The sequence below is a fragment of the Pseudomonas sp. A014 genome (genome assembly GCF_052378495.1).
GTDB lineage: Bacteria > Pseudomonadota > Gammaproteobacteria > Pseudomonadales > Pseudomonadaceae > Aquipseudomonas > Aquipseudomonas machongensis.
This window is the reverse complement of record NZ_CP199001.1, coordinates 3,201,767-3,214,921: the sequence shown is the minus strand read 5'-3', so window position 1 is coordinate 3,214,921 and position 13,155 is coordinate 3,201,767. Positions and strand designations below refer to the sequence as shown.

The window sequence follows — 13,155 nt, the reverse complement described above, 5'->3', positions numbered from 1 at the left end:
GAGGTGGTGGTGGGGTCGGGGCTGCGGTGCAGTCCCAACCACCAACAGGGTGTTACCTCCCCTTGAGCGAAATGCATGCCAGCACCGGCCCGGATCCGCTCCAGCCCCGGTGGCACTAGGCCTTCAGGTCCTCAACCCAGAGCCCTCGCGATGGCCTGGCTGCTGATCCCTGCGCAGGCCATTGCTGCCCCGCTGCTGCTCCAGCAGCAATCGAGGTGTTGATTTTTTAATATGTCAATTTCGAATATATAAATATTTATTAATAATTTTTGGGTCTAAATTTATTCGTGCACTATGAGGGCGCGCTTCAACTGCCAGGAATGCATCATGTCGCTGATCACTCACCCCAATGCTCGAGAGCTGACCAAGTCGGTACGTGCCACCGTGCTCGTCTTCAAGGACCCACGCTCGCAGGAGCTGCTCAGCCGCATTGAGCGCCTGGCCCCGAGCGAGGCCAACACCCTGATCATCGGCGAGACCGGCACCGGCAAGGAGCTGGTTGCCCGCCACATCCATCACCTGAGCCGCCGTGGCCGTGAGCCGTTCGTGGCGGTCAACTGCGGCGCTTTTGCAGAAACCCTGGTGGAGAGCGAACTGTTCGGCCACGAAAAGGGTGCCTTCACCGGCGCAACCTCGAACAAGGCCGGCTGGTTCGAGGCCGCCAATGGCGGCACGCTGTTTCTCGATGAAATCGGTGACCTGCCGTTGAACATGCAGGTCAAGCTGCTGCGCGTACTGCAGGAGCGCGAGGTAGTGCGCCTGGGCTCACGCACGCCGATCCCGATCAATGTGCGGCTGGTGGCGGCGACCAACGTCAACCTGGCCGACGCGGTGGTGGCCGGGCATTTTCGCGAGGACCTGTTCTACCGCCTGCACGTGGCGACCATCCGCCTGCCGCCACTGCGCGAGCGACCTGGGGATATCCTGCCGCTGGCCGAGTTCTTCATCGAGGAGCACTGCCGACGCCTGGGCTATGACCGCGCATCACTGAGTCTCGAGGCTGAGCGCAAGCTGCTGGCGCATAGCTGGCCTGGCAACATCCGCGAGCTGGAAAACGCCATCCATCACGCCTTGCTGGTGTGCAGGCAGCAGGTGGTGGCACCGCAGGACCTGCACCTGGTGGACATGCGCCCGCAGGCGGTGTTGCCGGGAGAAGTGGCCGTGACGGCAGGATTGCCAGCAGCGGCAGCGGCGCCGGTGAGCCTGGAAAGCGCACTGCTGGCGCTGTTCGAGCAGAACGTGCCGAACCTGTACGAGCATATCGAGGAGACGGTGTTTCGCGCGGCCTACCGCTACTGCCATGGCAACCAGTTGCAGACTGGGCGTTTGCTCAATATCAGCCGCAACATCGTGCGGGCGCGGTTGGAGAAGATCGGTGAGCTGGGGAAAGCCGGGTAGCCGAGGCTTGCTCGGCATGGGCCGCGGGGTGCCTGAGCACCCCACGCAGCCCGCTTAGCCTTCGTAGCCCAGATTCGGCGCCAGCCAGCGCTCGCTCACGCTGACATCCTGGCCTTTGCGGGCGCTGTAGCTGTCGATCTGGTCCTTCTCCACCTTGCCGACGGCAAAGTACTGCGCCTGCGGATGGGCGAAGTACCAGCCGCTGACCGCTGCCGCCGGGAACATCGCGAAGTGCTCGGTGAGGAACACACCGCTGGGGCCGGTTTCGCCGATGGCCGTGCCATCGAGCAGGCGGAACAGGGTCTCTTTCTCGGTGTGATCCGGGCACGCCGGATAGCCCGGGGCAGGGCGGATGCCGCTGTACTGCTCCTTGATCAGCGCATCGTTGTCCAGTTGCTCGTCCTTGGCATAACCCCAGTAGTCCTTGCGCACGCGCTCGTGCAGCCATTCGGCGCAGGCCTCGGCCAGGCGGTCGGCCAGCGCCTTGACCATGATCGAGCTGTAGTCGTCGCCCTTGTCCTGGTAGGCCTTGGCCACTTCCTCGGCACCGATGCCGGCGGTGGTGATGAACCCGCCCACATAGTCGCTGATGCCACTGTCCTTCGGTGCGACGAAGTCGGCCAGCGACCAGTTCGGCTTGCCGTCGGGCTTGATGGTCTGCTGGCGCAGGTGGTGCAGGGTGGCTAGCGGCTTGCCGTCGTCGCCATAGACTTCGATGTCGTCATGCGCGACCTGGTTGGCCGGCCAGAAACCGAACACCGCGCGGGCGCTGATGAGTTTTTCACTGATCAGCTTCTCGAGCATGTCGCAGGCATCCTGGTACAGCGCGGTAGCCGCTTCGCCGACCACCTCGTCGGTGAGGATGCGCGGGAACTTGCCCGCCAGGTCCCAGGAGATGAAGAACGGCGTCCAGTCGATGTACTTGGCCAGTTCGCGCAGGTCGATGTCCTCCAGCACCTTGACGCCGGTGAAGGAGGGCACTGCTGCCTGGTAGTTGGCCCAGTCGTACTGCGGCTTGGCGGCGATCGCCTGCGCGTAGCTCAGGCGCTCGGTGCGGGCGCTGCGGTTGGCGGTGCGCTCGCGCACTTCCACGTACTCCTGGCGGGTCTTCTCGACGAAGCCAGGCTTGAGCTCCTTGGACAGCAATTGCGTGGCCACGCCCACGGCGCGCGAGGCGTCGGTAACGTAGACCACCGCGTCGTTGGCGTACTTGGGTTCGATCTTCACCGCGGTGTGCGCCTTGGAGGTGGTGGCGCCGCCGATCATCAAGGGCAGGTGGAAGTCCTGGCGCTGCATCTCGCGGGCGACGTGGACCATCTCGTCCAGCGACGGGGTGATCAGGCCGGACAGGCCGATGATGTCGCAATTCTGCTCGCGGGCGGTCTGCAGGATCTTCTCGGCCGGGACCATCACGCCCATGTCGACGATGTCGTAGCCGTTGCAGCCCAGCACCACGCCGACGATGTTCTTGCCGATGTCGTGCACGTCGCCCTTGACCGTGGCCATGAGGATCTTGCCCTTGGCTTCGGGCTTGTCGCCTTTTTCGGCCTCGATGAACGGGATCAGGTGGGCCACCGCCTGCTTCATCACCCGCGCGGACTTGACCACTTGCGGCAGGAACATCTTGCCCGCGCCGAACAGGTCGCCGACCACGTTCATGCCGCTCATCAGCGGGCCTTCGATGACTTCGATGGGGCGCGACGCTTGCTGGCGGCACTCCTCGGTGTCTTCGACGATGTAGGCGGTGATGCCCTTGACCAGCGCGTGTTCCAGGCGCTTGTCCACGGGCATCGAGCGCCACTCTTCGTTTTCCACTTCCTTCGCCGCGCCGCCACCCTTGTAGTCGTCGGCGATGGCCAGCAGGGCGTCGGTGCCTTCGGGGGTGCGGTTGAGCACCACGTCCTCGACCTTCTCGCGCAGTGCCGGCGGGATCTCGTCGTAGATCTCCAGCTGGCCGGCGTTGACGATACCCATGGTCAGGCCGTTCTGGATGGCGTGGTAGAGGAACACCGAGTGGATCGCCTCGCGCACCGGGTTGTTGCCACGGAACGAGAACGACACGTTGGACACGCCGCCGCTGGACAGCGCGTAGGGCAGGTGGTCACGGATGTAGGCGCACGCCTCGATGAAGTCGACGGCGTAGTTGTTGTGTTCCTCGATGCCGGTGGCGACGGCGAAGATGTTCGGGTCGAAGATGATGTCTTCGGGCGGGAAGCCCACTTCGTTGACCAGGATGTCGTAGCTGCGCTGGCAGATCTCGCGTTTGCGTGCCGCGGTGTCGGCCTGGCCGACCTCGTCGAAGGCCATCACCACCACGGCGGCGCCGTAGCGCTTGCACAGGCGGGCGTGGTGCTTGAACTGCTCGACGCCTTCCTTCATGGAGATCGAGTTGACGATGCCCTTGCCCTGGATGCACTTCAGGCCCGCTTCGATCACCTCCCATTTGGAGGAGTCGATCATGATCGGTACGCGCGAGATGTCCGGCTCGCCGGCGATCAGGTTGAGGAAGCGGACCATGGCGGCCTGGGAGTCGAGCATCCCTTCGTCCATGTTGATGTCGATCACCTGGGCGCCGGCCTCGACCTGCTGCAGGGCAACCTCCAGGGCTTCGGTGTAGTTTTCCTCGCGAATCAGCCGGGCGAACTTGGCGGAACCTGTGATGTTGGTGCGCTCGCCGACGTTGACGAACAGCGACTGGCGATCGATGGTGAACGGTTCCAGGCCCGACAGGCGGCAAGCCTTGGGAATGTCCGGAATGGCCCGTGGCGGGTACTTGGCCACGGCCTCGGCGATGGCCTTGATGTGCGGCGGGGTAGTACCGCAGCAACCGCCGATGATGTTGAGGAAACCGCTGGCAGCGAACTCCTCGACCACGGCGGCCATTTCCGCCGGGGTTTCGTCGTATTCGCCGAAGGCGTTGGGCAGGCCGGCGTTGGGGTGCGCGGACACGTGGGTGCCGGCCTTGGTCGACAGTTCTTCCAGGTACGGACGCAGGTCCTTGGCACCCAGGGCGCAGTTCAGGCCGACCGAGATCGGGTTGGCATGGCGCACCGAGTTCCAGAAGGCTTCGGTGGTCTGGCCCGACAGGGTACGGCCGGAGGCGTCGGTGATGGTGCCGGAGATCATGATCGGCAGTTCGATGCCGTCATCTTCGAACACCTGCTGCACGGCGAAGATCGCCGCCTTGGCGTTGAGGGTGTCGAAGATGGTCTCGATCAGGATCAGGTCGGCGCCGCCTTCGATCAGGCCGCGAGTGGCCTCGATGTAGTTTTCCACCAGCTCGTCGAAGGTGACGTTGCGGTAGCCGGGGTCGTTGACGTCCGGGGAAATGGAGCAGGTGCGGCTGGTCGGGCCGAGCACGCCGGCGACGAAGCGCGGGCGATCGGGGGTTTCGAGCGTCTTGGCGTCGGCCACCTGGCGGGCGATGCGCGCGCCCTCGACGTTGAGCTCGTACACCAGCGCTTCCATGCCGTAGTCGGCCTGGGAAATCTGCGTGGCGTTGAAGGTGTTGGTCTCGAGAATATCGGCGCCGGCGTCCAGGTAGGCCTTCTCGATGGCGGCGATGACATCGGGCTGGGTGAGCAGCAGCAGGTCGTTGTTGCCTTTAACATCGCTTGGCCAATCGGCGAAGCGCGTGCCACGATAGTCGTCTTCCTCGAGGCGGTAGCTCTGGATCATAGTACCCATGCCGCCGTCGAGAATCAGGATGCGCTCCTTGAGGGCATGCTGGAGTGCTTGGAGACGAGCGCTGCGGTCGGACATGAGAACTACCTGGTCGGACAAATAACGGAAGTGCGGAATAATAACAAAGCTGCACGGATTTTAGGCGCATCGCCCGGTCTCATGAATTTGATTCATGTTGGTGGTGCCAAGGCTCAGTCCCAGGGACAGAAAGGCAAATCGTGACAGCTATCAAGAACCAGGACATTCGGCACATGGTGCATCGTTTTATCGTTGCCATCTTCGCCCTGCTCGTCAGCGGCGCAGCATTGGCGCAGGCCCCTCAATCGAGCTCGGCCATCTCTTATACCCGTGACATCCAGCCGATCTTCACCCAGAAGTGCGTGGCCTGCCACGCCTGCAACGACGCCGCCTGCCAGCTCAACCTGGGCAGCGCAGAAGGTGCCGAGCGCGGCGCCTCCAAGGTGCCGGTGTACCAGGGCGAGCGCAGCCAGGCGGTCGCCACCACGCGATTGTTCTATGACGCGCAGAATGAAGAGGGCTGGCGCAAGAAAGGCTTCTACTCGGTGCTCGACAACCAGGGCAGCCAGGCCGCGCTGATGGCGCGCATGCTCGAACTGGGCCACAAGACGCCGCTCACGCCTAACGCCAAGCTGCCCGAGGAGATCGTCCTGGGCCTGAACCGCAACAACATGTGCCCGCTGCCGCACGAGTTCGACGCCTATGCCGGTGCGCACCCGAAAGAGGGCATGCCGCTGGCGGTTACCGGGCTGACCGACCAGGAATATTCGACCCTGCAGCGTTGGCTGGCGGCCGGTGCACCGGTCGAGTACCAACCGATCCAGCCAAGCCCCAGCGAAGCGAAGCAGATCGCCGATTGGGAGGCGTTGCTCAACCGTCCGGGCTCCACCGAGGCGCTGGTCGGGCGCTGGCTGTACGAGCATCTGTTCCTGGCGCACATCTATTTCGTCGGCGGCGAGCAGGGGCACTTCTTCCAGTGGGTCCGTTCGCGCACGCCCAGTGGCCAGCCGGTCGACGTGATCGCCACGCGCCGCCCCAACGACCCGCCGGGCAATGATTTCTACTACCGGTTGATCCCGGTGCAGGGCGTGATCGTGCACAAGACGCACATCACCTACCCGATGGGGCCGCAGAAGCTCAAGCGGGTCAAGCAGCTGTTCTACAGCGGCGACTGGCGCGCCACCTCGCTGCCGGGCTATGGCCCGCAGCGCCGGGCCAACCCGTTCGAGACCTTCGAGGCGATCCCGGCGGTGGCGCGCTACCAGTTCATGCTCGACAACGCCGAGTACTTCGTGCGCACCTTCATCCGTGGCCCGGTGTGCCGCGGGCAGATCGCCACTGACGTGATCCGCGACAACTTCTGGGCGCTGTTCCAGGAGCCGGCCCATGACCGCTACGTCACCGATGCCGCCTACCGCGGCCAGGCCACGCCGTTGCTGGCCATGCCGGGGCAGATCGACGATGTCGGCAGCGTACTGAGCCTGTGGCGTGCCTACCGCGACAAGCGCAACGACTACGAGACCCTGCGCCGCGAGGCTTACGCCGAAATGCCAGCGCCGAGCTGGTCGACGCTGTGGGCAGGCAACGACAACGCGTTGCTCAGCATCTTCCGTCACTTCGACAGCGCCTCGGTGAGCAAGGGGCTGATCGGTGACGTGCCGTTGACCATCTGGCTGTTCGACTACCCGCTGCTGGAGCGCACCTACTATCAACTGGCGGTCAACTTCGACGTGTACGGGAATGTCTCGCACCAGTTGCAGACGCGCCTGTACTTCGACCTGATCCGCAACGGCGCCGAGGTCAACTTCCTGCGCCTGATGCCGGCCAATAAACGCGGCGCGATCCTCAGCGACTGGTACCAGAACAGCGGCAAGGTGAAGATGTGGCTCGACTACACCGACATCGACACCGATACCCCAAGCGCCCTGCAACTGAACGAGCACAATGCCACGCGCGACTTCGGCCTCAAGCTGCTGCAACGCACCGGCAGCCTGAACGCAGCGCCCGATCCGATCAACCGTTGCACCGGCGCCTATTGCTCGCGGCCACAGATGAACGAGGAGTTTCGTGATGTGGAGCAGAGCCTGAGTCGCCTGGTGTCGCGCCCGGCCGCAGGGCTCAAGGTGATCGGCCAACTGCCCGAGGCGACCATGCTGCGCATCGAAGGGCAGGGCGGTCAGCGTCAGGTCTACAGCCTGTTGCGCAACCGCGCGCACAGCAACGTCGCCTTCCTGCTGGGCGAGGCCTATCGCTACCAGCCGGGGCTGGACACCCTGACCCTGTATCCGGGCGTGCTCAGCAGCTACCCGAACTTCATCTTCAACATTCCGGCCAGCGATGTGCCGGAGTTCGTCGAGGACCTGGAGGCTGCGCGTGACGACCAAGGCAAGTTCGAGCGTATCGTCGAGCGTTGGGGCGTGCGCCGCAGCCACCCGCAGTTCTGGCGGTACTTCCACGACCTCAACACCTACATCAAGGAAACCGAGCCGGTGGAGGCGGGCGTGCTGGACATGAACCGCTACGAGAACCTCTGATCGATTGCCGGGAAAGGCGTCCGACCTTTCCCGGCTTTCTGCGGTCGGACCTGTGGGTGGCCCCGGCGATGCGTTGCAGCCCATCGCGGAACAAGCCCGCTCCCACAGGCGGGAGCAGGCGGGTTCCGTGATTCGCGCGAGCAATGCTCGCCTGTGGGCCTGAATGCACCAAGAACCGCAGGACAACCCATGCTGTATTCGCTTCAAGCGCTTCGGGCGTTCGCCGCCTGGGTGGTGGTCTGCCACCACTTCATGCAGATCTTCTTCGATTTCAATGCCAAAGGCCCCGTCGGCCGCCTGCTCGCCGAGCGCGGTGCGGTGGGGGTCGACATCTTCTTCGTCATCAGCGGCCTGGTGATCTACCTCTCGACCCGCGACAAGGAGATCGCCCCGCGCGAATTCCTGCTCAACCGCGCCTTGCGCATCGTCCCGGCGTACTGGTTCTACACCTTGCTCATGGCGCTGCTGTTGCTGGTGGCCAGCCGCTGGATGCCGCATCAGGTGTTCGAGTGGCAGCACCTGGTGCTGTCGCTGTTGTTCGTGCCAGCGGAAAACCCGGGTGGCTACGGGCTTTACCCCACCCTCAATGTGGGCTGGACGCTGAACTTCGAGATGTTCTTCTACCTGTTGTTCGGCCTGGCGTTCCTGGTACGCCAGCGTCATCACCTGGTGCTGGTCACCGCGGCGCTGCTGCTGGTCAGCGAGGTGCTGGGGCGCCTGGGTGTGCTCAGCCGCTTCTACAACAACGACATCATCTACGAGTTCCTGCTGGGCATCGGTCTGGGTGTGCTGTACCGACGCGGACTGATCCGCGAGGGGCTTTGGCTGCCGCTGGCGGTGCTGGCGGCGGCGGGGTTTGCGCTGTACCAGCTCGACGCCTCGCAGCGCCTGCTGCACTGGGGCCTGCCGAGTGCGATGGTGGTGCTGGCTTTCATCGCGCTGGAGCCGTACTTTCGCGGCAATCGGGTGCTCAGGGCGCTGGGGGACTGTTCGTATTCGGTTTATCTCACCCACGTGCTGGTGCTGTGGGGCGGCTGGTTCATCAGCCAGCGGTTGCGGCTCAATCCGTATCTGGTGTTCGCCTTCTGCGTACCGTCAATCGGACTAATGTCGTGGTTCAGCTACCAGTGGCTGGAGCGTGGCCTGTATCGGCGCCTCAAGGCCTGGTTCGGGGCGCGCGGGACACGGCAGGTGGCGCCTGCACTATCCCGAGTCAATTACTAGGACTTTGTTCGAGGCCTGGCTTGGCGTACACTGGGCGGCAAGTCTGTGAGGAACTTCCATGAGCGCTATAACCATTACCGACGCCGCCCATGATTATCTGGCCGATCTGCTCTCGAAGCAGAACACGCCCGGGATCGGCATCCGCGTTTTCATCACCCAGCCGGGCACCCAGTACGCCGAGACCTGTATCGCCTACTGCAAGCCGGGCGAAGAAAAGCCTGACGACACCGCCGTGGGTCTGAAGAGCTTTACTGCCTACATCGACGCCGTCAGCGAGCCGTTTCTCGAAGACGCACTGGTCGACTACGCCACCGACCGCATGGGCGGGCAACTGACCATCAAAGCGCCGAACGCCAAGGTGCCGATGGTCAACGAAGACAGCCCGATCAACGAGCGCATCAACTACTACCTGCAGACCGAGATCAACCCCGGTCTTGCCAGCCACGGCGGCCAGGTGAGCCTGGTCGATGTGGTCGACGACGGCATCGCCGTGCTGCAGTTCGGTGGCGGTTGCCAGGGTTGCGGTCAGGCGGACGTCACCCTCAAGGACGGCATCGAGCGTACGCTGCTCGAGCGCATCCCGGAGCTCAAGGGTGTGCGTGACGTGACCGACCACACGCAAAAAGAGAACGCCTACTACTGATAGGCCCTATCGCGGGGCAAGCCCGCTCCTGCAGGTACGGCGTCGTACCTGCAGGAGCGGGCTTGCCCCGCGATTGCATTCGTCGCCCGCCAAAAATGCCTTCGCCTAGCAACAAAGTGTTACTGTTTCAAGCCCTGCGACAACAGGCCGCAGCCCGTAAATCAAGGGCTGCGGGCCGATCTTCCAGGTGTCGGGTAGCTGGTCTCGGGGTGTCATGCCAGAATGCCCCGGTTTTTCGACCGGCCCTGCTCGAGGGCCGGCACCTTCCCTGTAAAGGATGGTTCCATGACTGATCTACTGACCCGGCGCGCGGTCGTCGCCGGGATGGGCGTACTGGGGCTTGGCCTGCTGGCGGGTTGCAACCCGGCCCGGGGCCTGGACTTCAAGTACGGCAAGAACATGAGCAACGAGATCCTTGGACGCAAGTTCAAGCTCAAGGATCCGCAGGGTAACGAGCGTACCCTGTCGAGCTTCTACGGCTCGATGCCGATGATCTTCTTCGGTTTCACCCAGTGCCCGGCGGTCTGCCCGACCACGCTGGCACGCGCCGCGCAGATCCGCAAACTGCTCAAGGGCCGTGACCGTGACCTGTTCCAGGTGGTGTTCATCACCCTGGACCCGGAGCGTGACACCCCTGAGGTGCTCGACGCCTACGTCAAGGCCTTCGATCCTTCGTTCGTCGCCCTGACCGGCACCCCGGAAGAAATCGACGAGGTGGCCAGGGAGTTCAAGGTGTTCTACGAAAAGGTCCCTGCCGGCGACACCTATACCATTTCCCACTCGTCCACCAGCTACGTCTACGACACGCGTGGCACCCTGCGCCTGAGTCTGGGCCATTCCCTGAATGCCCAGGAATGCGCCGAAGACCTGCGCACCCTGATGGAGATCTGCTGAATGTCGATGCAACCGATCAAGCGCGGCCTGGCCGCTCTCGCCCTGCTGGGCCTGGCCCTGCCGGCCCTGGCCGACACCACCGTAAGCGACGCCTGGGTGCGTGCCAGCGTGCCGCACCAGCAGTCCACCGGCGCCTTCATGACCCTGACCGCCAGCACCGACAGCAAGCTGGTGAGCGTGGCTTCGCCGGTGGCCAAGACCGTGCAGGTGCACGAGATGACCATGAATGGCGATGTGATGGGCATGCGTGAAGTGAAGGGCGTGGAGCTGCCGGCCGGCAAGCCGGTCACCCTCGATCCCAATGGTTTGCACGTGATGTTGATGGGCCTGAACGAGCAGGTGAAGGAAGGGCAGCAGGTGCCACTGACCTTGACCATCGAAGATGCCAAGGGCCAGAAGCAGACACTCGAGGTGCAGGCGCCGGTCAAGCCGCTGACTGCCGAGATGGATGCCGGGCACGACCACATGCACATGGAGCACTGAGTACCGACAAGGGCCGCACAAGCGGCCCTTGTTCTTTCTGCTTGCTGTCGTTCAGCTACGGAATCGCGGCAGCGGCCGGTCGATGGTCAGCGAAGTCAGGGTTTTGCGAACCTGGGCTTCGTCGGCCTCCAGGGCCTTGAGGCTCGCGCGGATCTTGCCGGCCGAGGGCACATCGCCCTGCCGGTCGATCCAGTCGGCGATTTCCTTGCAGGCGCTGCTCAGGCAGGCCTGGCGCTGGTTCATCAGCGTGATGAGGGTGGTGAGCTCTCGTTCTGACATGGCAGGATTCCTCCGTTCAGCCTTCTCAGTGTAGCAGCGGCTAGCGGTATTGCCGGGCGACGGGTCAGTGGTTCAGGCAGGCGAGGCGGTAGGCGCCTGGCGTCACGCCGAAGGCCTGCTTGAACTGCCGGCTGAGGTGGCTCTGGTCGGCGAAGCCCAGTGCAAAGGCCACTTCCGAAGCCGGCAGGCCACGGCGCAGGAATTCCCGGGCACGGGCCAGGCGACGCTGCTTGAGCCAGGCATGGGGCGGCAGCCCGGTGGCCTGGCGAAACACCCGGGCAAAGTGGAAGGGTGACAGGTTGACCGCCGCGGCCAGTGCCTCCAGCGAAGGCGGGTCGGCCAGTTGGCTCTCCAGCAGTTCGCGGGCCCGTGCCACGGCCAGCGGTTCGTTGCCGGGGGCAGCAGGTTCGCTGCAGTGGCCATGACGTTGTACCAGCGCCAGAACCGCCTCGCGCCAGGCGGTTTGCTGCTCCAGCGCGCTCGCGCCGGCCTCCGACAGGCGATGCACACGGCTGAAGGCCGCCGCCAGGGTCGGGTCCTGCACCACGCTCTGCCTGAAGTGCGGCAGGCCGTGGCGGCCCAGTTCCAACTCGTCCAGCACCCCGGTGACACGTTCGTGTTCCGGATAGAACGCACGGTAGCGCCAGCCCGCCTCGTGGGCCTTGGCGCCGGTGTGCAATTCGTCGGGGTTGATCAATACCACGCTGCCGACCGGCGCCAGGTGATCACTGCCACGGTGCCAGAAACACTGGGCGCCGGACTCTATCACGGTGAACACATAGCCTTCGTGCACATGCGGCGCAAAGCGCTGCTGTACGTAGCGGGCGTGCAGCATCTCGACATCGCCGAGGGCGGGTGCCTGCCACAGGTGGATCTGTTCGCGCAGGGGCGTGCTCATGTCAGCCAGCTGCGCAGGACAAAGAAGATCAGCATGCTCGCCAGCATGCTCAGCAATACGCTGCGGGTCAACAGCACCAGGGCGATGGCTACCAGCGAGCCGAGCAGGTACGGATTGAGCGGATCGAGGTTCAGCTGATGCTCGGGCAGGAAGATGATCGGCCCGCAGATTGCCGTGAGCATTCCCGGCACGGCGAAACCGAGGAATTGGCGCACGTTGGAGCCCAGGCGCAGGGGCAGGCGCGGCTCGAGAAAGACGTAGCGATTGAGGAACACCACCACACCCATGGCGACGATCAGCAGCCAGATCATGCGCGGCTCCCGGCGAATTTCTGACAGACAAAACCCGCAGCCATGCCCAGCAGGCCGGCGGCCACCAGCGCCGTTTCCCATTGCCAATGGCTGAACAGCACCGAGCAGAACAGCGACACCGCCACGCACACCAGGGTCGGCACGCTGCGTACCAGCGGGGTGATCAACGCGACGAAGGTGGCGACGATCGAGAAGTCCAGGCCGAGCTGGTCCAGGTGCGGGATGTTCTGGCCGAGGATGATGCCGGCCAGTGTGAACAGGTTCCAGGCCACATAGAAGGTCAGGCCCACGCCCAATGCGTACCAACGGTTGAACTGTTGCTGGTCGTGGTGGCTGGTCAGAGCGAAGAGTTCGTCAGTAAGCAGAAAGCCCAGCCCCAGTCGCCAGCGGGTCGGCAGGCCGGACACCACAGGGCGCATCGACAGCCCATAGAGTAGGTGCTGCGACGTCAGCAGCAGGGTGGTCAGCAGGATCGACAGCAGCCCGGCGCCGCTCTTGAGCATGCCGATTGCCACCAGTTGCGCCGCCCCGGCAAAGACGATGGCAGACAGCCCCTGACCCTGCCAGGCGCTGAGGTTGGCTTCGATGGCCATGGAGCCGGCCAGCAGCCCCCAGGGCGCAACGGCGAGCGATAACGGCAGGATGGCGACGGTGCCTTGGGTGAAAGCATGGCGGGCGAGGGGCGGACTGCTGGACATGGCGGCTACGGACAGGGGCAGGGATGTCCAGCATGCCAGAGGAAAAAGCTGCCTGGCTTGAACGATCTTGCTGGTTTGCGGGTGCGATGCG

At 64.1% G+C, this 13,155-nt stretch carries 11 protein-coding genes; 6 read left to right on the top strand and 5 right to left on the bottom strand.

Annotated features, from left to right (window positions below):
* Nucleotides 1–327: 327 nt before the first annotated feature.
* Complete coding sequence (locus ACTYOL_RS14545) at nucleotides 328–1,398, top strand: sigma-54 interaction domain-containing protein (RefSeq protein ID WP_112898426.1); 1,071 nt, start codon at nucleotides 328–330, stop codon at nucleotides 1,396–1,398.
* A 54-nt stretch (nucleotides 1,399–1,452) separates the two neighbouring features.
* Here ACTYOL_RS14545 and metH read toward each other — a convergent pair whose 3' ends face one another.
* Nucleotides 1,453–5,160, bottom strand: a complete 3,708-nt coding sequence (gene metH / locus ACTYOL_RS14540; protein ID WP_054890839.1) for a methionine synthase — start codon at nucleotides 5,158–5,160, stop codon at nucleotides 1,453–1,455.
* A gap of 173 nt (nucleotides 5,161–5,333) precedes the next feature.
* Between metH and ACTYOL_RS14535 the strand changes: the two genes are divergently transcribed.
* The 5 genes from ACTYOL_RS14535 (at nucleotide 5,334) to ACTYOL_RS14515 (ending at nucleotide 10,878) form a co-directional block, all read left to right on the top strand.
* Nucleotides 5,334–7,634 carry a fatty acid cis/trans isomerase gene (locus ACTYOL_RS14535; RefSeq protein WP_444756482.1) on the top strand — a complete coding sequence of 767 codons (2,301 nt, stop codon included), beginning with the start codon at nucleotides 5,334–5,336 and terminating at the stop codon, nucleotides 7,632–7,634.
* Between the two features lie 189 nt (nucleotides 7,635–7,823).
* Nucleotides 7,824–8,858, top strand: a complete 1,035-nt coding sequence (locus tag ACTYOL_RS14530; RefSeq protein ID WP_444756481.1) for an acyltransferase family protein — start codon at nucleotides 7,824–7,826, stop codon at nucleotides 8,856–8,858.
* Between the two features lie 58 nt (nucleotides 8,859–8,916).
* Nucleotides 8,917–9,501 (top strand): Fe-S biogenesis protein NfuA, encoded by a 585-nt coding sequence (gene nfuA, locus ACTYOL_RS14525; protein WP_063545100.1) that lies wholly within the window; start codon nucleotides 8,917–8,919, stop codon nucleotides 9,499–9,501.
* A gap of 285 nt (nucleotides 9,502–9,786) precedes the next feature.
* Nucleotides 9,787–10,395, top strand: coding sequence for an SCO family protein (locus tag ACTYOL_RS14520; protein ID WP_054890835.1), 609 nt, complete (start codon nucleotides 9,787–9,789; stop codon nucleotides 10,393–10,395).
* On the top strand, nucleotides 10,396–10,878 hold the full coding sequence (locus ACTYOL_RS14515) for a copper chaperone PCu(A)C (protein ID WP_197891082.1): 483 nt from the start codon (nucleotides 10,396–10,398) through the stop codon (nucleotides 10,876–10,878).
* Between the two features lie 51 nt (nucleotides 10,879–10,929).
* Here ACTYOL_RS14515 and ACTYOL_RS14510 read toward each other — a convergent pair whose 3' ends face one another.
* The 4 genes from ACTYOL_RS14510 to ACTYOL_RS14495 all read right to left on the bottom strand — a co-directional run bounded on the left by ACTYOL_RS14510 (nucleotide 10,930) and on the right by ACTYOL_RS14495 (nucleotide 13,064).
* A complete protein-coding gene (locus ACTYOL_RS14510) occupies nucleotides 10,930–11,157 on the bottom strand; it encodes a hypothetical protein (RefSeq protein ID WP_054890833.1) in 228 nt (75 codons plus the stop codon).
* Between the two features lie 64 nt (nucleotides 11,158–11,221).
* Nucleotides 11,222–12,055 carry an AraC family transcriptional regulator gene (locus ACTYOL_RS14505; protein ID WP_200603267.1) on the bottom strand — a complete coding sequence of 278 codons (834 nt, stop codon included), beginning with the start codon at nucleotides 12,053–12,055 and terminating at the stop codon, nucleotides 11,222–11,224.
* The gene (locus ACTYOL_RS14500) at nucleotides 12,052–12,366 is read right to left on the bottom strand and encodes an AzlD domain-containing protein (protein ID WP_054890831.1); all 315 of its coding nucleotides are present in this window, start codon (nucleotides 12,364–12,366) and stop codon (nucleotides 12,052–12,054) included. Before ACTYOL_RS14500 ends, ACTYOL_RS14505 begins: the two co-directional genes overlap by 4 nt.
* Nucleotides 12,363–13,064, bottom strand: coding sequence for an AzlC family ABC transporter permease (locus ACTYOL_RS14495; protein WP_200603268.1), 702 nt, complete (start codon nucleotides 13,062–13,064; stop codon nucleotides 12,363–12,365). Before ACTYOL_RS14495 ends, ACTYOL_RS14500 begins: the two co-directional genes overlap by 4 nt.
* Nucleotides 13,065–13,155 lie beyond the last annotated feature (91 nt).

Bases quoted from the DNA above. Each gene is read 5' to 3' on its own strand.
- ACTYOL_RS14545 (WP_112898426.1), top strand. From the start codon at position 328: ATGTCGCTGATCACTCACCCCAATGCTCGAGAGCTGACCAAGTCGGTA.
- metH (WP_054890839.1), bottom strand. From the start codon at position 5,160: ATGTCCGACCGCAGCGCTCGTCTCCAAGCACTCCAGCATGCCCTCAAG.
- ACTYOL_RS14535 (WP_444756482.1), top strand. From the start codon at position 5,334: ATGGTGCATCGTTTTATCGTTGCCATCTTCGCCCTGCTCGTCAGCGGC.
- ACTYOL_RS14530 (WP_444756481.1), top strand. From the start codon at position 7,824: ATGCTGTATTCGCTTCAAGCGCTTCGGGCGTTCGCCGCCTGGGTGGTG.
- nfuA (WP_063545100.1), top strand. From the start codon at position 8,917: ATGAGCGCTATAACCATTACCGACGCCGCCCATGATTATCTGGCCGAT.
- ACTYOL_RS14520 (WP_054890835.1), top strand. From the start codon at position 9,787: ATGACTGATCTACTGACCCGGCGCGCGGTCGTCGCCGGGATGGGCGTA.
- ACTYOL_RS14515 (WP_197891082.1), top strand. From the start codon at position 10,396: ATGTCGATGCAACCGATCAAGCGCGGCCTGGCCGCTCTCGCCCTGCTG.
- ACTYOL_RS14510 (WP_054890833.1), bottom strand. From the start codon at position 11,157: ATGTCAGAACGAGAGCTCACCACCCTCATCACGCTGATGAACCAGCGC.
- ACTYOL_RS14505 (WP_200603267.1), bottom strand. From the start codon at position 12,055: ATGAGCACGCCCCTGCGCGAACAGATCCACCTGTGGCAGGCACCCGCC.
- ACTYOL_RS14500 (WP_054890831.1), bottom strand. From the start codon at position 12,366: ATGATCTGGCTGCTGATCGTCGCCATGGGTGTGGTGGTGTTCCTCAAT.
- ACTYOL_RS14495 (WP_200603268.1), bottom strand. From the start codon at position 13,064: ATGTCCAGCAGTCCGCCCCTCGCCCGCCATGCTTTCACCCAAGGCACC.